Source organism: Hyella patelloides LEGE 07179 (assembly GCF_900659865.1).
In the GTDB taxonomy this organism is placed as follows: Bacteria; Cyanobacteriota; Cyanobacteriia; order Cyanobacteriales; family Xenococcaceae; genus Hyella; species Hyella patelloides.
Map to the genome: position 1 here is coordinate 1 of NZ_LR213877.1, position 21,118 is coordinate 21,118.

The 21,118-nt window shown below is 36.9% G+C and carries 19 protein-coding genes and 1 pseudogene; 9 read left to right on the top strand and 11 right to left on the bottom strand.

The features are described 5' to 3' along the window. Positions 1–325 (top strand): transposase family protein (locus H1P_RS17430; protein ID WP_144869668.1); only part of this gene is annotated, 325 nt, incomplete at its 5' end. A 478-nt stretch (positions 326–803) separates the two neighbouring features. Here H1P_RS17430 and cbiT read toward each other — a convergent pair. The 3 genes from cbiT to H1P_RS17445 all read right to left on the bottom strand — a co-directional run bounded on the left by cbiT (position 804) and on the right by H1P_RS17445 (position 2,961). Continuing rightward, positions 804–1,391 (bottom strand): precorrin-6Y C5,15-methyltransferase subunit CbiT, encoded by a 588-nt coding sequence (gene cbiT, locus H1P_RS17435; protein ID WP_144869670.1) that lies wholly within the window; start codon positions 1,389–1,391, stop codon positions 804–806. Positions 1,392–1,495: 104 nt separating this feature from the next. Then, positions 1,496–2,326, bottom strand: coding sequence for a prohibitin family protein (locus H1P_RS17440; RefSeq protein WP_144869672.1), 831 nt, complete (start codon positions 2,324–2,326; stop codon positions 1,496–1,498). 47 nt (positions 2,327–2,373) lie between these two features. Then, positions 2,374–2,961, bottom strand: a complete 588-nt coding sequence (locus H1P_RS17445; RefSeq protein WP_144869674.1) for a chromophore lyase CpcT/CpeT — start codon at positions 2,959–2,961, stop codon at positions 2,374–2,376. Positions 2,962–3,242: 281 nt separating this feature from the next. On the opposite strand from H1P_RS17445, the gene groES reads away from it, so the two are divergent. The 3 genes from groES to H1P_RS17460 all read left to right on the top strand — a co-directional run bounded on the left by groES (position 3,243) and on the right by H1P_RS17460 (position 6,607). Next, positions 3,243–3,554, top strand: coding sequence for a co-chaperone GroES (gene groES / locus H1P_RS17450; protein WP_144869676.1), 312 nt, complete (start codon positions 3,243–3,245; stop codon positions 3,552–3,554). A gap of 221 nt (positions 3,555–3,775) precedes the next feature. After that, positions 3,776–5,398 carry a chaperonin GroEL gene (groL, locus tag H1P_RS17455; RefSeq protein WP_144869678.1) on the top strand — a complete coding sequence of 541 codons (1,623 nt, stop codon included), beginning with the start codon at positions 3,776–3,778 and terminating at the stop codon, positions 5,396–5,398. 468 nt (positions 5,399–5,866) lie between these two features. Then, on the top strand, positions 5,867–6,607 hold the full coding sequence (locus tag H1P_RS17460) for a molecular chaperone DnaJ (protein ID WP_144869680.1): 741 nt from the start codon (positions 5,867–5,869) through the stop codon (positions 6,605–6,607). 380 nt (positions 6,608–6,987) lie between these two features. Here the strand turns inward: H1P_RS17460 and H1P_RS17465 are convergent, their stop codons facing one another. Further along, positions 6,988–7,896: a glycosyltransferase family 2 protein gene (locus tag H1P_RS17465; RefSeq protein ID WP_144869681.1), complete on the bottom strand. Its 909-nt coding sequence runs from the start codon at positions 7,894–7,896 to the stop codon at positions 6,988–6,990. 221 nt (positions 7,897–8,117) lie between these two features. Then, positions 8,118–8,942: an acyl-CoA desaturase gene (locus H1P_RS17470; RefSeq protein WP_144869683.1), complete on the bottom strand. Its 825-nt coding sequence runs from the start codon at positions 8,940–8,942 to the stop codon at positions 8,118–8,120. Positions 8,943–9,339: 397 nt separating this feature from the next. Between H1P_RS17470 and H1P_RS17475 the strand changes: the two genes are divergently transcribed. Both H1P_RS17475 and H1P_RS17480 read left to right on the top strand, forming a co-directional pair. After that, positions 9,340–10,575: a methionine gamma-lyase family protein gene (locus H1P_RS17475; RefSeq protein ID WP_222427099.1), complete on the top strand. Its 1,236-nt coding sequence runs from the start codon at positions 9,340–9,342 to the stop codon at positions 10,573–10,575. A 129-nt stretch (positions 10,576–10,704) separates the two neighbouring features. Beyond that, complete coding sequence (locus H1P_RS17480) at positions 10,705–12,288, top strand: dynamin family protein (protein WP_144869685.1); 1,584 nt, start codon at positions 10,705–10,707, stop codon at positions 12,286–12,288. Positions 12,289–12,611: 323 nt separating this feature from the next. Here the strand turns inward: H1P_RS17480 and H1P_RS17485 are convergent, their stop codons facing one another. Beyond that, positions 12,612–14,087: a sodium/glutamate symporter gene (locus H1P_RS17485; RefSeq protein ID WP_144869687.1), complete on the bottom strand. Its 1,476-nt coding sequence runs from the start codon at positions 14,085–14,087 to the stop codon at positions 12,612–12,614. 646 nt (positions 14,088–14,733) lie between these two features. Between H1P_RS17485 and H1P_RS17490 the strand changes: the two genes are divergently transcribed. Then, positions 14,734–15,882, top strand: coding sequence for a 5-(carboxyamino)imidazole ribonucleotide synthase (locus H1P_RS17490; RefSeq protein ID WP_144869689.1), 1,149 nt, complete (start codon positions 14,734–14,736; stop codon positions 15,880–15,882). Between the two features lie 139 nt (positions 15,883–16,021). Beyond that, positions 16,022–16,282 carry a cell division protein SepF gene (locus H1P_RS17495; protein WP_144869691.1) on the top strand — a complete coding sequence of 87 codons (261 nt, stop codon included), beginning with the start codon at positions 16,022–16,024 and terminating at the stop codon, positions 16,280–16,282. A 111-nt stretch (positions 16,283–16,393) separates the two neighbouring features. Here H1P_RS17495 and H1P_RS17500 read toward each other — a convergent pair whose 3' ends face one another. Beyond that, positions 16,394–16,969 (bottom strand): 1-acylglycerol-3-phosphate O-acyltransferase, encoded by a 576-nt coding sequence (locus tag H1P_RS17500; RefSeq protein ID WP_144869705.1) that lies wholly within the window; start codon positions 16,967–16,969, stop codon positions 16,394–16,396. Between the two features lie 86 nt (positions 16,970–17,055). Here H1P_RS17500 and H1P_RS17505 point away from each other — a divergent pair, with 86 nt between their 5' ends. After that, complete coding sequence (locus H1P_RS17505) at positions 17,056–18,231, top strand: class I SAM-dependent methyltransferase (RefSeq protein ID WP_144869693.1); 1,176 nt, start codon at positions 17,056–17,058, stop codon at positions 18,229–18,231. Positions 18,232–18,286: 55 nt separating this feature from the next. On the opposite strand, the gene H1P_RS17510 is transcribed toward H1P_RS17505, so the two are convergent. The 4 genes and pseudogenes from H1P_RS17510 to H1P_RS37510 all read right to left on the bottom strand — a co-directional run. Then, entirely contained in the window at positions 18,287–19,453 is a 1,167-nt protein-coding gene (locus tag H1P_RS17510) for a GNAT family N-acetyltransferase (RefSeq protein ID WP_144869695.1), read from the bottom strand. Between the two features lie 259 nt (positions 19,454–19,712). Beyond that, on the bottom strand, positions 19,713–20,024 hold the full coding sequence (locus tag H1P_RS17515; RefSeq protein ID WP_144869697.1) for a hypothetical protein: 312 nt from the start codon (positions 20,022–20,024) through the stop codon (positions 19,713–19,715). 492 nt (positions 20,025–20,516) lie between these two features. After that, positions 20,517–20,942, bottom strand: a pseudogene (locus H1P_RS17525) (glycosyltransferase); the annotation flags it as partial. Continuing rightward, positions 20,882–21,118, bottom strand: a 237-nt coding sequence (locus H1P_RS37510; RefSeq protein WP_222427098.1) for a hypothetical protein, incomplete at its 5' end; no start/stop codon positions are given. The gene H1P_RS37510 and the pseudogene H1P_RS17525, both read right to left, overlap by 61 nt.

The following is a 21,118-nucleotide window of genomic DNA, read 5'->3' on the forward strand; positions in this document are numbered from 1 at the left end:
TAGTGGCAAAAAGAAAAAGCCTACTCTAAAGTCTCAAATAATCATCGACCAAAATAGTAAGCAGATTATATGCATTGCTCATGGAAAGGGAAAAGAACACGATTTTAAGTTATTTAAAAATAGTAAAACTCATCTAAGACAAGAGATAAAAGTTCTTGGAGATCAAGGTTATCAAGGAATAGCTAAAATCCACAAACTGAGTCAGACACCTCATAAAAAGCCCAAAAAAAGTAAATTGTTGAAAAAACCAAAAGAAGAAAATCGACAATTAGCTTCAGAAAGAATAGTGATTGAACATATTTTACCGACATCTCAAAGTGTTTAGGATTTTATCAGAGCGATATCGTAACCGAAGAAAAAGATTTGGCTTGCGCTTTAATTTAATTGCTGCTATCTATAACTACGAACTTCGTTTGAACTCAACTATATAGCGATCGCTACTTTTGCAAGAGGTCTAATAAAACTAATTTAAATAGGCAAAGGTAATAAAATTTGACTATGAAAGTTACTGATTTACCTTAATCACCGAGTCACCGAGTTAGAAGTTTAAAATCAGCAGGTATAGCCGTACAAAGTTATGTTAGGAAACATAAATTATTTGCTCGGAAGTAGCCCTAAAGGACTCAGCTTCGCCGTCGCAGTAGCAAGTAGTAATTTGAAAATTGTCCTAACTAAAATACGTATTGCTATAACTGATAGAATATTTGGCTGAGGTTGCGCTACTACAATCCATACCCCACAAACAATCGCTCAGTCTTCACTATATTTATGTTGATGTTTATGTTTAAGAAAGTTGCACTAATTTAGAGTTTTTCTCCACTGAGAATAAAAATAGGGTTAACCGCAGCGAAGGTTTGATGAATACCTCTAGTTTCTAATCGATTCACCGCAGATTGAACTACTTCTATATTTCTAGCGTGTAAATCTGATAATCCTTTAGAAAGAGTGTAAAGGTTTTCCAGGTTACTAGCAGTAGCAATAATTCTTCCTTCGGGTTGTAAATATTCCCAAGCTTGCTCTAGTATTTTAGCGATCGGTTTTCCTCCTTCAAGACATATCCGATCTGGTTTTGCTTCTAAATCTGCTAAACAATCAGGAGCATTACCTTCAATAACTCGCACATTTTTAACTTTAAAAAGATCGCAATTTTTTCTAATTAAACCTGCAACTTCTTCATCTCTTTCTACTGCAACGATTTTTGCTTCAGGACATAGTAAACCGATTTCCACGGGGATCGTACCAGTCCCCGCGCCAATATCCCATAATACAGAATCAGATTTCATTCTAAGAGAAGAAATTAATAAAATACGGACTTCTCTTTTACTTAAGGGAATACCAGGAAGACGAGCAAATAATTTATCAGGAATACCAGGTGTTTTATATTTCCACATTAATTCAGCTACCAATTATTAGTTATCAGTTATTAGTTATCAACCAAAAGCCAGTAAGAATTAACAATTAGTGATTACTAATTAGTCACTAAAGATCGACTAAATTAATTTTGATTATTAGTATTAAAATCATCAGCATTAATGTTAATGAAAGGTAGTGCGCCTTCGCCTCCGAGTACTAAAGGAAATTGACCGTTCCATTTTTCTATTGCTTGTTTTTGTAATAATTCTGCTGTTAAAGTTTGTCTTTGCAATCTTTGAGCTTCCGCTTGTCCTTTAGCGCGGTTAACATCTGCTTGAGCTTGTTTTTCTGCTTTTAACGCTTCAAATCCTGCTCTTTTTGCTTCTTGTTCGGCGATTTGTTTTGCTTCAATTGCTTTAGCAAATTCAGGACTAAAAGAAATATTAACTAAAGAAACATCATCTACTTCGATACCATAACTACCCAGTCTATTTTTCAATAAACTATCAATTTCTTCTTTTAATTCAGTTCTTTTGGTAATAATCTCTTCAGCATTTTTTTTGGCAGTTACAGCTTTAACCACTTCTGCTACAGCAGGAGTAATAATACGAAAAACAATTTGTTCCTCATCTCCTACTCTTTGAAAAACTTTGTTAGCTTTGGTAGGTTCTATGTGCCAGTTAATAGCTACATCCATTTGGATATCTTGTAAATCTTTAGAAGAAGCTTCAGCATTAACATCATTTTTTTGAACTCTTACCGTTAAATTTTTAACTGTATTAACTATAGGAATAATCGGATGTAGCCCTTCATCCAATATTATGTCTTGCACTTTTCCAAAACGCATTATAACGCCTCTTTCTCCTGCATTAACAATGGCAAAAGGCTTTAAAAATCCCAACAAAACTATCAGGAAAAAACCGCCGAGCGCATAAAATACAAATTGAATTGGTAAAGAATTATTATTTTTCATGATTAAAAGTTCAAAATATTACTTCCTTGTTTCTTCTTCCTTGTTCCTTAATTGACTTCCTCCGCAAAACTATTGACAGGTTTAAAGTTAAATGGCCCTGCAACCGAACCCCAAACTAATTCATCGGTTTCAGGATCGCGCCCGCGATCATAGCTGATTAATTGCGAGCCATCCACTTCAAAGCTATTATCTAGATAGGTAATTTTGCCTTTGCGCTCCACAATACAGGCTTTACCTGGTTTGATTTGACCCTGAAAACTCTTACCTGTCCATGTCACATTCATATCGCAACCAGCCATCTTTTTGATCGTTTCTGGTGTTAATTTTTGTAAGAGATCGCGATCGCGGGATGCGCCAAAAAACAATTCTTGCTCTTTAACCTTATAATTCTCTAGTTCAATACGATCTTCTACTACGTTAAATTTTAAAACTCTTAACCGATAGGGCTTATCGAGCATAAAGTCATAAGCTTGCTCTAAAAATAAACTCGTACCACCAAACAATTCTGGAGATAATGGACGCATACAAACCCTGATATTAGCGAAAAAGGGCGGATTTTCATAAGCTTGCGCTTGATTACTAAAATCTGCTGCCATCCAACGAGCTAAAGTTTTGATGTCTAAAGAATGAGTCATAACAATGGATAATGATTAATTTTAGGTTGAAAGCCTGTTATTTGTGAGAGAAAAGAATATTTCTTTGACTGATAACTGGTAACCAGTAACTGATAAGCGATCACTGTAATTGTACGGTAAACCGCACTGAACACCTAGTTGCCATGTCTACTCAGATTTAGCTAAATTAGCACTCGTAAGGTGAGAGTGCTAAAGATAATCTTCAAGTATTCTCACCACGGCTATTTTTAGATTGGCAATCAACCAAAAAACATTTTATTAGACCTTTAGGAGAGATTTGTATGGCAGCTATTAGCATTAACGTTTCCACCGTAAAACCTTTGGGCGATCGCGTTTTTATCAAGGTTAGTGCTTCTGAAGAAAAAACTGCTGGTGGGTTGTATCTACCTGATACTGCAAAAGAAAAGCCCCAAGTAGGTGAAGTGGCAGCAGTAGGTCCTGGTAAGCGCAACGATGATGGTAGTTTCACTCCATTAGAAGTCAAAGTAGGTGACAAAGTTCTTTACTCTAAATACGCTGGTACAGACATCAAATTGGGTGGTGATGATTACGTACTACTTTCTGAAAAAGACATTCTCGCAGCAGTTTCCTAGTTAAACCTTAGTTCGGCTTGAGAATTAGAGTGTTGAGACAGTTAACGAATAATGGGTCATTAAGTTCTACATGGAATTTACTCAATCCCTAATCTTCAATCCTGAAATCTCTGAAACAATTCTCGACAACACCACTAATTTCAGGCTGTAAAGCGGTTTATTCATTAATTGCAATTTTTTATCCCTCAATTTTTAAACAGCAACCAAGGAAAATATTACCTATGGCAAAGTCTATTATTTATAACGACGAAGCTCGTCGCGCTCTGGAAAAAGGAATCGATCTCTTAACAGAAGCCGTAGCGGTGACTTTAGGGCCTAAAGGACGTAACGTAGTTCTCGAAAAGAAATTTGGCGCACCCCAAATTGTCAACGATGGGGTGACAATTGCCAAAGAAATTGAATTAGAAGATCACATCGAGAATACTGGCGTATCTCTAATTCGTCAAGCTGCTTCTAAAACTAATGATGTCGCTGGAGATGGCACAACCACTGCAACTGTACTAGCTCACGCCATTGTTAAAGAAGGTCTGCGTAACGTAGCTGCGGGTGCTAACCCCATTGCTCTGAAACGTGGGATTGACAAAGCAACTGAATACTTAGTAGGCAAAATTAAAGAACACGCCAAACCAGTGGAAGACTCTACGGCGATCGCTCAAGTAGGTGCGATTTCTGCGGGTAACGACGAAGAAGTCGGTAGCATGATTTCTGAAGCAATGGAGAAAGTAGGGAAAGAAGGAGTTATCTCTTTAGAAGAAGGTAAATCCATGACTACCGAACTCGAAATTACTGAAGGGATGCGTTTCGACAAAGGATATATTTCTCCTTACTTCGTAACTGATACCGAGCGCATGGAAGCAGTTTTAGAAGATCCTTTAATTCTGATCACTGATAAAAAAATTGGCTTAGTACAAGATTTAGTACCCGTACTAGAACAGGTTGCTCGTCAAGGTAAAACCTTACTAATCTTGGCTGAAGACATTGAAAAAGAAGCTCTAGCAACCCTTGTAGTTAACCGTCTTCGTGGTGTACTTAATGTAGCTGCGGTGAAAGCACCAGGATTTGGCGATCGCCGTAAACAAATGTTAGAAGACATTGCAGTTCTTACTGGTGGTCAGGTAATTTCTGAAGATGCTGGCTTAAAACTCGAAAGTGCTAAAGTTGAAATGCTAGGCTCTGCACGTCGTATCAACATTACTAAAGACAGTACTATCATTGTTGCTGAAGGTAACGAAGCAGACGTTAAAACTCGTTGCGAACAAATTCGCCGTCAAATGGAAGAAACAGAATCTTCTTATGACAAAGAAAAACTACAAGAGCGTCTAGCAAAACTTAGTGGTGGTGTTGCAGTAGTTAAAGTAGGTGCTGCTACTGAAACCGAAATGAAAGACCGCAAACTACGTCTCGAAGATGCCATCAACGCAACTAAAGCAGCCGTAGAAGAAGGTATTGTTCCTGGTGGCGGTACTACTCTAGCTCACCTCGCACCCGACTTAGAACAGTGGGCAAAAGCTAATCTCAAAGACGAAGGTTTAACTGGTGCTTTACTAGTTTCCCGTGCTTTAACTGCTCCTTTGAAAAGAATTGCTGAAAATGCAGGTCAAAACGGCGCAGTGATCGCTGAAAGAGTCAAAGAAAAAGAGTTCAATATAGGTTTCAACGCTGCTACTAATGAATTTGTCGATATGTTTGCAGCAGGAATTGTCGATCCCGCGAAAGTAACTCGTTCTGCATTACAAAATGCTGCTTCTATTGCAGGAATGGTTTTAACTACTGAATGCATCGTAGTAGATAAGCCTGAAAAAGATAAAGCTCCTGCTGCTCCTGGCGGAGACTTTGATTACTAAATTCTTTTCTCCTAGAACAAGAATAAATAGTTTTTGGTAGCCGTTTCTCTTTTGGGAGACGGCTATTTTTTAGAAAATTTTGGGAAAATAGGTCGATCTTTATGTTCTAATCACAAACATATATTGGATAATAAATTAAGTTGGTGAAACAGTTTGCAATTTGAGTAATTTGTTTCACTATTCTAATTTTAGAGCAGTTATCCTGGAGAAGTAGTTTACAAATGGGCTAAATGTATAGTATGCAGGGTTTCTCACGAAGCTCGGTCAACTATCAAACATCAGTTCGACCAATAATTATAGTATCTAAAATTAAATTGTGGACTTGTGGGAATGCAATAACAACCTATTGATTGCCTCTCTCCAAACTATTTAGTTTTGTCCATATCGAACTCACGCTATTAACTATTACCTCTTACCTCTGACCTGACTTAGCCAAGGTATATCTTACTCAACCAAGAATTACTATCAATGAACTTCACAGAAATTATTAGTCAGATAAAATTACAACTAGAAGAGATAGAGCAAAAAGAGAAAGCCAATCAAAAAGAACAGGCAGAAATTACTCAGAATATCGAACAACTTACTCAAAATATTGAGCAGTTAAAGCTCGAAATTGAAGATAAATATCGTCGTCAAAGTGAATTAGATCGAGAAGCTTTAGAACTATATCATCGTGGGGAAGAACTCAAAGAAAAACAAGCAAAAATAGCCAAGATTCAATCTTTTTCTGAAGAATTTCAGTTTTTACAAACAGAGTTTCAAGATAATCAAGATTTATTAGATACTTTGTACTCTTCTGTAGCTTCAATCTCAAATACTGATTCTCACTCAGACAATAATTTCAACCCAGAAAATCACGAACTTTATTCACGTCAAAACGATTATCAAAACAATAACCGAGAAGAACAAACAGAGAATATAATCTTCAATATTGAAATTATTAAAGCTAAATTAGCCAATGCAGAAAGATTATATCAAAGTTTAGTTGCTCAAAATCTAGAACAATATCACACTTATCAAAATTTGATTATTGATGGACTCGATCTAATTTGGTGTGCTGTTGGCTTTGTAGCTTTTGGCAAAGAATCTTACAAAAAAATGAGTTTTAAATATCATCCAGATCGACAAGGTTCAGAGCAAGCAATGCAACTAATCAATACTGCTTGGGAAATTACCCAAAAACATCTAAAATCCCCAAATGATTCTTAAATTTATTGACTAGAAATCGTATTAACTAGCAGTTAACAGCCAAGAAGCTTATTATCCAACAAGATAACTATTATTTCTTAAAAACCCACTTAAAATCTCCCTTTGCACGGGTGTCGAGTTTGGATAGGATAAGGGGTCTCTACAGGAGTTAGTGTAAACAGTAGTTTTAAGTAGTTTTAGGATTTTTTCTGGGAAAAAAATAATTTGCTATCTATTTAGCAAATTTCGAGGATTGGTATTATCTATCCAGTTACTTTTGAGTGTGGGCTATGGGAAATCCCAGTATATAGAACTATGCTGTTGATAAAGGGTATAACATTACGACATCACAACATCACGAATCTTTGCTTTCAAAGTTAGCCAAAATCCCCCCTACCAACTTAACGTCCTATATTATTAATAGTTATCTTTTCCGAATTAGAAATTAAATTAACAGCTTTTTCTGATTCAACATGAGAGTTGTTGTCTATTTTTGCTTTATTTTGCCTGATTTCTTGTATTTTTAATAAAATTAAATATTCATAAAAAGCCTGTAGCGTACACCAAGTAAATCCTGCTTTACCATCAAGAAACCCTTTGAGAATAAAATACATATAAAACCAACGAATAATTGGTCTAAAGGGTAAACGAAGGGATAAATCTTTTAAAGCTCTTCTTCTTTCTATTTCCGATCTCCCAAAAAGTAAACTTCGCCAATCGACTCTACCTTTTTCTAACTGAGTAATAGTTTCTTTGGCTTCATCGGTAGAATAGCGGTTATGTTTTTCAATCCAACGACTTAAACCTTTACCAGAAGTGTAGTGGGGATAAGTTTCTTGTAAAAAGCCCGTCTCTCCATCGCAGACTTCTCTTTCTGTATGACCATAATCAGTAAACCAAACCTTATCTTTAGTAAACAATCGCATTTGGTAACGGGGATATTGGGTACTATGACGAATCCATTTCCCCATAAACATTACTCTTTCTGCTACGTAGTAGCCTATTTTCTCCGCTTTTTTTACCCTGTCTAAACACTCAGCAAACAACTCAGGAGTCATTCTTTCATCAGCTTCCAGAATATATACCCAATCGTATTTTGTGGAAATTTCTTGTAACATCCAAGTTCTTTGTTTACCATGACTTTCAAATTCATGTTGTATGACTTTAACAGGATAGCGACTGGCAATTTCTACAGTTCGATCTGTGCTAAAAGAATCAACAACAATGATATCATCTGACAACAGTGCTGATTCAATGCATTCTGCTATTTCCGTTGCTTCGTTATAAGTCAAAATGTAAATAGAAAACATGAATATTGTTAAATTTAATTAGTTAATTTAGGAGTGATTTACTAATGGTAATTACGTATATAGATCGGGCTATGGTTTTAATTTACCCATTTAATTGTGAGAAATTACCATTGTCAAACACTAAGTTTTGTTAACAGATACCAAAAAATAGACAACAGATAAAACTTGGATTTGAATTACCTATTGCCTATTATGCTAGATTTCTTGTGAAAAGCTCAAATTTACGCTTTTGTCTTTTGTAGAGGGGGTAGTTTGATTTTAGAGGCTAAACCAAGAGTCTCTAAGGTTTTAATAATCATCCAGGTAATGTCAATTTCCCACCACTCTAACCCGTGACGAGCAGAGTATTGATAAGCGTGATGATTATTATGCCAGCCTTCGCCAAAAGTCAGTAAAGCTACCCACCAGCAATTTTTGGAGCGATCGTTAGATTCATGACTTCGATAACCAAACTTGTGAGTAGCACTATTAACCAGCCAAGTGCAGTGAAAGACTACCACTAAACGAGCAAAAATCCCCCAAATTACGTAAGACCAACCACCTAAGAAAAATAAACCCAAGCCTAAAACAACTTGAATCGGGATCATGAAATTTTGGCAAAACTGATAAAAACGATCGTTTTCAATATCTTTCACATAACGGTGGACATCTTTTTCTGCGGGACTTTCATACATCATCCATCCCCAATGACTCCATAAGAAACCTTTACTAGAATCATGGGGGTCTTGGTGAGTGTCTGAATATTTATGGTGAATGCGGTGCATTCCGACCCATTCAATTGGACCTCCTTCACAAGCAAGAGTTCCCAAAAATATAAAAAAGTATTCTACAAATTTATTGGTTTCAAAACTTCGATGAGAAGCATAACGATGAAATCCCACTGTAACTCCCCATTCTGTAATGCAGTAGAGGATAAAGGCAACCCCCACTGCTCCCCAACTAAAATTACTGGGAAAGAATGCTAAACAGGCGATTAAATGAATCGTCGCCATGTAAATAATAGTATCCCAGGCTAGGGGTAATTTTTCTGATGTAGCAATTGTCATTTAATAACCTAAATCTCAACTTTACGCATGGTTTTTTTCCTCTGTTGTGTGAAATAAGCAACATGGAGGTAGTAAAAAGGAGCAACATAAGATAGATTTAATAGTCTTACGTTTTACCTAATAGCCAGAAAAAGGCTCTTGAATAAAAGATGTCTTTTGGGAAACAAACTGTCTCAACCTACAAAAATGGCTTTATGAGATGTTTATGACCGAGAGGGATGGCGAGGTTTCGAGAGGTCGTGTTCTGAGGAAACCTCAGAACCTTGTGAACCCAGTCTCGCCATATCCAACCCTTGGTGTTGACTAAAAATCTCAGGCAAAAAAAAGAGGATTTGACATTGTTTAGGTAAATGCTTTTCGATAAATGATTGGCAAAAACAAAAAACATTTTTATCAAATGATTAGTAGCTCCGATCTCCTATTAGAAGCAGAACAAGCACTATTACCGATTTTTTCTGGTATTGACACTCAGGTCAAGAAAAATTTAAAAAAAGTGTTGACGGCTTTTCGCGATCGCAAAGTGGGAGTACAACATTTTTCTAGTGTTAGCGGTTACGGACACGATGACTTAGGACGAGAAACTTTAGATCGAGTTTTTGCCGATGTCATGAATGCCGAAGCTGCTGCTGTTAGAATACAATTTGTCTCGGGAACTCACGCGATCGCTTGTGCTTTATTTGGTGTTTTACGTCCTGGTGATGAAATGCTAGCGGTTGCTGGCGCACCTTATGACACCTTAGAGGAAGTAATTGGCACTAGAGGAAGCTCTCAAGGTTCTCTTAGGGAGTTTAACATTGAATACCGTCAATTAAACCTTACTACAGAAGGAGAAATTAATTGGGAAGCTCTGTCTACCGCAGTAAAAGATCGAACTCGTTTAGTCTTGATTCAACGCTCTTGCGGTTATTCTTGGCGCAAAAGTCTCTCAATTGAAGATATTGAGCGTATTGTTAAGCTGGTAAAGCAGCAAAACCCCAACACGGTTTGTTTTGTGGATAATTGCTATGGAGAGTTTATCGAAACAGTTGAACCTACTGCTGTGGGAGCAGATTTAATGGCGGGGTCACTGATTAAAAATCCTGGGGGTACTATTGTCACCGCAGGGGGTTATGTTGCAGGAAAAGCCGATCTAGTGGAATTGGCAACTTGTCGTTTGACTGCTCCTGGTATTGGTAGTAGAGGTGGTGCAACCCTCAATCAAAATCGGTTATTATTTCAGGGTTTATTCTTAGCTCCTCAGATGGTAGGAGAAGCGATCAAAGGAAGCCACTTAATTGCCTATGTGTTTGATAAATTAGGTTATCCCGTCAGTCCCGATCCTTGGTCAACCCGTCGCGATACGATTCAAAGTATTCAACTGGGAAACGCCGAAAAGTTAATTGCCTTCTGTCAAGCTATTCAACAGCACTCTCCCATAGATTCCTATGTCGTACCCGTTCCCGCCCAAATGCCTGGCTATGAAATCAAATTAGTGATGGCTGGGGGGACATTTATCGATGGTAGTACCTCTGAATTTTCCGCAGATGGTCCTTTAAGAGAACCTTACATTGCTTTTTGTCAGGGGGGTACTCATTGGACTCATATTGCGATCGCACTTGAAGCAGCAATTGAAGCAGTGACTAGTTATCAGTGACCAGTTATTCAGTTAACAACCAACCACTAAAAATAAAAAATCATAAAATTATTGAGAGCATTGGGTATTTCTTGTTATTTAATTAATTAAAGATATTATCTGTACTATTCTTTATTTGGTTAGAAAATTATGCCTCTGACTTTATCTACAGGACAACAGCAACTCTTCGATCGCAGTCAAGAAAATATAGAACAGGTTGAAGGATTGTTCGTAGAAGCCAAGGTACTCTTTCCTGATTTTCAGCCAGACATCTCAGGTCTGAAACAGCAATTGGCTAATCCCTTTTCGATCTTTATTTGTGGGGAGTTTAATGCAGGAAAGTCTAGTTTGCTCAATTATTTGGGTGATAATACTAATGCACCCGTAGGAATTATTCCCACTACCAAAACAATTGAATCTTACGATCCTGAAGATTTAGGAGGATTGGTTTTTATCGATAGTCCTGGGACAAATTCGATTATCGAACAACATCAAGAATTAACGGAAAATTATCTCAAACAAGCAGATATTATTTTGTTTGTAACTTCTATTGAACGTCCTTTAAGCAAGTCAGAGCAGGACTTTTTATTCTTGGTAGATAGTACTTGGGCAAGAAAAGTAATTATCACTATTAATAAGATAGATCTGGCAACAGAAGCAGAAGTCAAACAAGTTAAAGCTTATGTTAGTGATGGTTTAGAGGAAATTTTTACGGAAATGCCTCCAGTATTTGCGATTTCTTCTCATACTGGTGCAGGAATGGAGGAATTAAAGAATTTCTTATTGGCGTTTTTGGCAGAAACCGAAAAAATTAAGCTGAAGTTACAAGGACCTCAAAATTCTTTATTAGTGTATTTAGATCGATTAGAAAAGCGCAATCAAGTTATTCAAGAGAAATTGGAAGCTGAAAAAGTTATCTTCGATCGAACTCTACAAAGAATTAAAGAAAGACTGGAAGAGTATAAGTTGTTGTTTGCTATCTTTCAACGTAATATAGATGACTTGTTTCGGCTTTTAATCCAAACTACCAATAAAATTGTTAACGAAAAAATAGCATTTTTTAGTATTGCGAAAAAACGCTTAACCAATGAAGATGACAAATTAGAAGAAAAGCTGATTACAGCTATTAAAGAAGCTCAATTAGATCAAAATTTACAAGAAATTTTCCGAGAAGCAACTATTACTTTTATGCAATATCGCGATCGCATTTTCCGAGAAGCGACAGAAGATATTGAAACTGCAATTACTTTGGGTGAAGATAAATTAATCATTCCCACTTTGAATAGCGAGCAGGTTGACATTCAACAAATGTCGGAAAAAATTAAGCTAGCAGCAGATAAAGGATTAAATAATTGCGGAAAACTAGGTATTGCAGCAGCAGTTACAGGTTTGGGTGGTCAAATGTTATTTAGTGCTGCTTCTTTAGATGCTTCTGCCTTTGTTTTATCAGTGCTATTTGGTCTTTTCAGTATTAATGCCTTACCCAGAGAAAGAGACAAGGTAAAAGAACAAATTGAAATCACATTCCGAGAATTACAAAAGACTTACACTGATACTTTATGGAAAGCTTTAGCTACAGAATTAAATGGTTGTTTACAAAAGTTTATTGATACGATTACTCCCCGTCAACAGGAGTTAGAGACGCAACTTAATCTGAGTAAATCTATAACCGAAAAAATAACTGCTAGTAAACTACAAATAGAAAGTATTTTACAAGAGTTAGAGCAACTCTAATTATTAATTACTTTTTTCATAATAGATTGTATGGTGGCTTGAGTTGAATCAGTGATTGGTCGATCTAACGAGCGATCTTAGAATAATAGCGATCGCTAAAAAGCAAATAGTAATATGAAATACAAAAGAATGTAACATATAATCTGTAGTGATAATTCATGAATTATCACTACAAGGTAAATTTATTTGTAGCAAACATTTAAGTATTTGATATAAGACTTGCATTAACATCATGAGCTAAAAAGCTAGAAGTTCACTATATAAACAAGAAGCAAAGACTAACCAAGCACTAACCATCAACTGCTAACCACTCACGAAAAACACTATCTAGCCATAGTTGCAGGAGGAGTAGGTTCAGTTTGTTCTGATTGCAATTTTTTCTGGGTTCGTTGACAGTTGACAATCCCAAAAATCAACCAAAAGGCTAACAATCCCGTAGTGAGAAAGAGAATTGAAATCGAACCAAAGCGAGTAATTAAAGCTGGTGCAGCAGCCGTAAATAAACCGCCACCAACAATAGGTTCAAAGAATAACTGTTTGTAAGCAAAGCTTTCAAATGCTCCCGTGTGATTGTCTGAATCTACCATCCGAATCAACAAAATTCCTGTGGCGGTCACTCCCATAGACTGTCCCATGTCACCAATACCTCGTTCAAACCAATAAACAGGCAAAATGCGAGGTGCAAGAAAGATGAATGCTAAAACGTTCCAGAGGATACCAACTATAGCTAAACTGAGGAAAACACCAATATTCGCGCCTAATACAGCAAGGTTAATAGTTGCTAAAGCAGTAACTACTAAAAGGTCTAGAGCTACACCAGCAATTCTTTCTTGTAGTCTTCTAATGATGAGAACATCGAGATCGAGGCGTTTCATCACCACTTGAATGATAATCCCACCAATTAACGCCATCGGGAATAAAGGTACAGCACCAATTAACTCTAAACCTCCGCTACCCCAAGTCAATGATTCAATTAAGGTAAGTAGTTGTAAGATTAACCAACCAATCACTACTGCTAGTCCTGTAAAGCCGAAGTTGAGAGATAAAGGATCGATCAGCAAATTTTGCATTAGGCTAGAACGTCTGGCTAAAACTCGACTACTTTCAATTTCGGCGGTTTCTTGAAATTGTGCGTCACCACTATCCACTGCTGTAGGTGCTGTTTGAATATGACCTTTTTGTCTACCCCAATGAGCTAAAGCTGTACCAAAAAGGATTCCTGAAATAATTCCTACAGTTGCTAAACCCAAAGCTAAATCGCCTCCTTCGGGAAAGCCTAATTCCGTCATGGTGTCTGCCATTCCTGCTGATGTACCATGTCCTCCTTCAAAGCCGATTTCAATTAATGCTCCTGCGATGGGATTAACGCCAAAAACAGGGGATAAAATGAGTAAAGTGACTAAAATACCAATAGTGTATTGTCCCCATGCTAAACTCTGTCCAAAAGCTACTTGGGGGGCAGTTTTCCGCCAGATTTCTTTGGGATTAGGTATAGTTTCACCTAAAAACAAAGCTGCAAAGACAATATTGATAAATACCCCTGGAGATTCTGACCACACAGCCTGCATTTCTTCGGGAAATAAGCCACCAGTTAGAGATGAATCGGGACTGACTCCTAAAGCAACAGAAATTGCTCCTAAAACACCTGGTCCTAAGATTAAAGCGATCGCTCCTGCAATGATCGATTCAGGTAAATAAAGAGTTTGCAATATTTTGATTTGATGTTTTATAAACCTTGCCACGAGGAGTAAAATACCCACCATCACAAAGGCAAACAAAACATTGAGTAGCGTAAACATTTTTTTTAGGGACGTAAGTGTTGTTTCTTATTAAAGAATTATCAAATTTTACAATAATTTTTTTGTATTAAAAATTACTAGAAATAAAATGATACAGTAATTTTCTCAAACAATTGAGAGCAAATGAGTGTGTTGAAGGTTTACTCTGTAGTTATTCCAAGGTTTTAATACTTTATTTTGATTAATTATTATTGTGTGTTCTTCTAAATAATCGAACAATATGTATCGATTGGTAGATGTTTATTTTTTTGTTTAAGCACGGGGCAAAAATTATTATTTAAAACGCAATTTATGAGAAATAAAAATTACTTGTTTCTGTTAAATTTGATACTAAATCTCAAGATTAATGACAAAGCCTACGGCTTTAGCTTAAAGCTCTAAGCTTTAAGCTTTAAGCCTTCCATAGCTATTAGCGGTTAATTTGAAGCTTACAGCTTATGGCAATCGCGCTTATATCTCTTCATCGGGGAGTTCGAGCTTCAGTTGAAATAGCCCTGCTTATAGCTTATGGCAATCGCGCTTACAGCTAATTGACACTTTGTAGGTATAAAAACTATTTTATTTTTCGTAAAAATCTCTTGACAGTAAGAGAAAAGCTATGGTTTCGTTATATTTTGGGTCATTTAAAGTTATTTAACTATCAGCAATGGCAGCTAAAAAAATAGGAGTAATTGGTGGCGGACAGTTAGCCTGGATGATGGGTTCTGTGGCACCTAATCTCGATTTAGAATTGATTGTGCAAACGCCTAAATATAACGATCCTGCTGTTAGTAAAGCTCAAAATGTTATTTTAGGAGCGATCGCAGATTCTCAAGCAACGGCTAAACTGGCTACTCTGTGTGACGTGATTACTTTTGAAAACGAATTTATTGACTTGGATGCTTTACAGTCTTTGGTAGAACAGCAAGGCGTTATTTTTCGTCCTAGTTTAGATGCTTTAGCACCACTACTAGATAAGTACGAACAGCGCAGCTATTTACAAAGTATTGGCTTACCCATACCAAAATTCAGTTTATTAGAACAAAAGTCAGATTTACAAACACCACTATGTAAGAAATTTCCTGTGGTATTAAAAGCCCGTCGTCATGGCTACGATGGACAAGGAACATTCATTGTCAAGGATGCAGTAGAATTAAGCGCGATTTGGCATAAATATGGCTGTCCTTCTCTTTTAATAGAGGAATTTATCCCCTTTACCAAAGAGCTAGCCATTATGGTAGCTAGAAATAACAGTGGAGAAATAATTACCTACCCAGTAGTAGAAACCTATCAAAAACAGCAAGTGTGCCATTGGGTAATTGCACCAGCAGAAGTATCTCAAGCCGTTAAAAAACAAGTACAAGCGATCGCTCGTACTTTAGTAGAGAAATTGCAAGTAGTGGGGATTTTTGGCATTGAATTATTTTTAACTTCAGATGAGAGAGTCTTGGTCAACGAAATCGCGCCTCGTACTCATAATTCTGGACACTATACCCTTGATGCTTGTGATATTTCTCAATTTGAAATGCAATTACGCACCGTCGCAGAAATTCCTCTAACACCTCCTGTCATGAAGAGTCATGCTTCAGTGATGGTTAACCTTTTGGGTTATGAAACCTCTGACAGTGATTATTTAGAAAAACGTCAGCAAATTGCTCAATTACCTAATACCTATATACATTGGTACGGTAAAACAGATTCTCATCCAGGTCGAAAATTAGGTCATGTTACTGTTTTACTGTCTGCTGAGGAATATTCCCAAGCTGAGGAAATTGCCAATAAAATTGAATCGTTATGGTATTCCTCTATACCGTAATTATTCGATATTCCCTTAAATTTTTATTTGAATAACTATAATCAAGTTTCGATCAAACAGATAGATCATTTGCACTATTACTGAGATTGCAGTAAGATGTAGACCTAAAATTCAACACCAAGCCCGATAATTTGGAACTATGAATTTACCTGCCACAGAATACGCCGATATTTTTATTTTAGAACCTGAATCCCAATCAGAAATCATGTCTGCTCTACAAAAGCTCAAAGAACGATACACTGTAGTTGTTAATCTGGCCCATTTAGAACCCCTTCACGCCCAACAAGCAGCCGATATGATGGCAGGGTGTAGTTGCGCCATTGAAGGTACAGCAACTTGGCTAGGACAACGCACTTATATGTATACGCCCAATAATGTATATGTCAATCGAGCTAGTTGATTTGGTAGTTAGTAGTTATTAGTTGATTGTTAGTTGTAACCTATTACTCATTACTTATTAACTTTTCTTAACTTTCCTACTTGCTTCTGACTCGGTGTCTTCAAATAACTGCTATCTCCCCAGAGCGTGCATTTGATGAATAACTTTGGTGCAGTGTTCGGTAACAGCTTGTAAATCAGCTTTTTTCCTAGATGTAGGAGGTGCAATAGTATCCCCAAATCTGATCGTAATGGGTGTTGGTCGAAGAATAGTCGGACTTTTTTCAACTTTTTCTGTTCCCCAGATACTAGCAGGAATCAGAGGGGTTTCGGTTTTGGCTGCAATTAAAGCTGCACCCAATTTAGGGTCGTTAATTTTGCCGTCGGTTGTTCTTGTTCCTTCGAGAAAGATTCCTGAGAGCCAACCTTGATTAATAAAATTGATCGCTGATTTGATAGCAGCCAGATCGCTAGTATCTCTTTTAACAGGATAACCCCCACAAAGAGCGATCGCTTTTTTTAAGACGGGAATGCGAAACAACTCTTCTTTTGCCATAAATGATACGGGACGACACACTGCAACCGCTAAAATAAGTGGGTCTAAGTTACTAGCATGGTTACTCACTACAATATAAGAACCAGATCGAGGGATTTTTTCTGCTCCATAAACACGTCCCCGAAAGTAGGTATATAAGATAGGGTTAACCATTGACCATTTAACAAAACGATAAAATACTAAACTAGAAAATGGTTCGCGGTTTCTGACGGTCACAGCTTATTTTTGAGTCTTAAAATATGAAAAGGGCTAATTCTTCAGCATTATACAAGATTGTCTCGGAAAAGATTCGTAATTCTCCTCAATCGCGTATCACCTTTGCTGAATATCAGGATGTGGTTTTATACGATCCTAATTATGGTTACTATAGTTCGGGAAAAGTAAATATTGGGTCGAAAGGAGATTTTTTTACAGCTTCTTCTTTGGGTAAAGATTTTGGTGAATTGTTAGCTATCCAGTTAGCAGAAATGTGGCACAAGTTAAATTGTCCTGAAACTTTTGCTGTGGTGGAAATGGGCGCGGGTAATGGTAATCTGGCTCAAGATATTCTTGGTTATTTAATCTCTAGCAATAGCGAAATCATACCGAATCTAGAATATATTATTTTGGAAAAGTCTCCCGAATTAATTAGACAACAACAGCAAGTTTTAGCAGATTTTAAAGAGTTAAATATAAAATGGCAAAGTTGGTCAGATATACCTGATAATTCTCTTATTGGTTGTTGCTTTTCTAATGAGTTGATTGATGCTTTTCCCGTACATCAAGTTGTAGTCAATAACGGTCAACTGCAAGAAATATATTTAACAATAGATGGTGAAAAGCTCCAAGAAATCTCTGGAGAAATTTCTACACCGAAAATAAAAGAATACTTTGAATTAGTAGAAATTAATATTGTTAATGATGATTATCCTCAAGGTTATCGTACAGAAGTAAATTTAGCTGCTCAGGATTGGTTAAATAAGGTTGGCAATAAATTACAACAAGGATATTTACTAACTATTGACTATGGCTATCCTGCCAGTAAATATTATCATCCCCAAAGAAGCCAAGGAACATTAAAGTGTTACTATCAACATCGTCATCATAATAATCCTTACATTAATTTAGGAGAACAAGATATTACCGCTCATGTGGATTTTACTGCTTTAGAAAAATACGGTAAACAACAAGAATTATTCACAATAGACTTTACAAAACAAGCCATGTTTTTAATGTCTTTAGGTCTAGGCGATCGCTTGCAAAAACTTTCTAGTGGTCAATATAATGCCCTGCAAATATTGCAAAGAAGAGATGCTTTACACCAGTTAATTAATCCTATGGGTTTAGGTGGTTTTGGTGTTTTAATTCAAGGAAAAAATCTTAATTCTACTCAACAATCTCTCAAAGGATTAACTATTCCTGATGAAGTATTTTAATGTCAATTAATGAGGGAGGCTTGCAACTCTACAAAATAAATAACACTACTATTACTTAGAAAAAATCTGCCATCCAAGGGCGATCTCCAAAAAAGATTAGATTTGCTGTCTCTAAGGCTTCTGAGGTTGTTTGTAGATAGCCCAAACGTTGCTGCTGTTGGGGACTCAAAAAACTTGTATAGAGTGATGCTAAGCTGCGGATATCTATCTGAAAATAACCTTTTCCTCCTTGACTAACCTCTCCTCTTCCTTGAGAGACTTTCAGACAAAATTTACCATTATTAGCAGCTATCAAATCATCACGAACATCTAAATGTAATTCTGCTTCTAATTGGGTTGGATAACCCCGCAGTGACAAAGCCAAAGGCACATTAACTATCCGTAGCAGCCAAATCATCTGGCTGGTAATTTTCGCTGTTTGTTCGGGTAACAGTAGCGTAAAGGGATTAACAGACGCACCTCGCCAAATTACTGTCTCAATCATCGAGCGATGATCGGCTAAAAATGTCCATAAGCGTCGAGCAGCCCAGGCATTTAATAACACCCAGTCCCTAATTTCAATCGTTGTTTCATTTTGAGTAAAAATTATATAGCCTTCAGGTGCAGTTTCTGAGCCAATTAAATAAGCATAAATTTCTTTTTCTTTTTCTGATTCGAGTATTTGTGTCCAAATAGCGGAATGGCGAGCTAAATTACCGTTATTTATTTGAGCCTGTTGGTTGTATGTATTCTCAAAAAGATGACGCTCTCTTAAACTAACCTTATACATAGAAAGGTCACGCTCTTTTAATTGGATGCTCGCGATAGGTAATTCCCATTTACAGTAGCTTCCACCTTGCTCGTATCCTACTTGACGATAGAGTGCTTGAGTAGCAGGATAAAGAGCAGAAATGGCAATTTGTGAGCTATAAAGTTCTTGAATTGTCTTAGTTAAGAGTTCTCTGGCTGCACCTTTACCACGGGCTTCTGGTGCTACACCCACCGCAGCGATTCCTGCTAATGGTACATTTTGACCCCCAAACCACTGTCCCATCTGATAAATTGCCAATCCCGCGATGATTCGATCTCCTTGACGCAGAATGCGGAAATTTTCAGTACTAAGAAGATTGACATAACGCTCCCAGTCAGAGGGTGAACTACCAAAGCACTGGCGCATAATTTCCCCAAGCCGATCTATTTCTTGAGAGTTAGAAAAAGAACTATATTGATACAGAGGAATCATAATTGCTCAAAGTTCAGAAGTTCATCAATTAATTTCGCTTATAACTCTAATCTTAGTGTTTAGGTAGATATTTGGATATTTAGCTTATTGTGCAATGATAAACTAATCTTTCAGAAGTTCCATTAACTATTGCGCTCTTTTTCCACTGTAAGATTACCTATTTTATTTTTACGTTTAGTAGTGGTTGAATGCAGAATTTACAAGTTTTGATTTTTGGTATTTATACAAATTTTTCAACCCCATTATCAAAACGATTGAACTAAATAACTTTTTCCACAGTCTTTTTCGCTCCCCCGTTACTTTGTCTTTCATCATCCTTTAGTGGTTTAATTCCATCACCATCTCCAGGTCTGGTGTAATAACCAACTATGAGGGTAATGAGTGCAGTAGCACCTGCTGTTAATGAAGTTCTTAAGGTTCCTTTGTCTTCATCTGGGATGTTTGCTAGAAAAGGTAAATTAAGCAAAAAAGTCGCTAAAAAAAGACTGGTAATTGAACCCAATGAAGATGCAACGCTGGCAAAAGCAACTTTTCTATTTATTGAGGGGTTGGTAGTTTCGTAGTTAGCCATAATAATTTTCCTTATATCTACGTTTGATATTAGTTTGATTCTTAATCTTCTAACCTCATAAAATCCATTCCAAAACTCATGAAAGACCTCATATAAACCGTATCTAGTCTGAAGTTAAGGGATGCACTTGGTTTCGTGGATACTGTTGGCAAAAGTAATCTGAAAAGATTCAGCCGTAATATTAACGGGATAATTAGTACAATTTTTCCATGTAATAAAGTATAGGTAAGTAGTAACATTCTGCAAATACATCGAACTCGCGTTAAAAAGGTATCTTTTTAGTTGCCAAACGCGATTGCTTGAGAAGAGTCGTGCCAATACTGTTACAGAAAGCAGATAAAAACACCAGCAACTTTGGTTAACTTCGCCAACAAAGTCAGCAAATCGGGCAAAAACAAAGCTTTCTCGCATCATTCGTAATTATTGCTAGCTTTAGATCGATTTATAGAGACATAATAGCTGAGTATTTTGTCATCTATAGAATTACTCGGCTTATAAATTTATCACTGGCTTTTTGGTTAATACAGCCTGCTCAATAATATTAACAGCACGATTCACTCCTTCATTACGGCGAATAGCTTTTTGCAAACGGACTGCGTTTTGTTTGTACGATGATTCTTTCAAGACTCGTTCAACAGTTTTTTGCATACTGTCCACATTTAGACTAGAAAGTTTTACTAATTCGCCTACTTTCGTCCAAGCAATCCTTGCTGCGACTCCTGGTTGATCGTCAGTGACAGGGATAGCAACCATCGGCACACCATAACTTAGTGATTCGAGGGTTGTATTGAGTCCACCGTGAGTTATGTTAAGGCTGGTTTTTTGCAAGAGTTCTAATTGAGGAGCGTATTTTACGACTAAAGGATTTCCAGGCAAATTTGATAAGGCTTCTGGATTAAGTCCACCACCAAGCAATACTGTTCGGATAAGCCTCTTTTATTGATTGGTAGGGTTGGTAAAAGGTTAACTGGACTTTCGGAAAGAAACAAGAAAAAATAGCTATAAGCCTGGTATAGTGATACTTGTACTTGATTAAACTTCTGCCAATCCAGAATGAAAGAAACAACCCTATCAGCGATGCCACCATGCTTTGA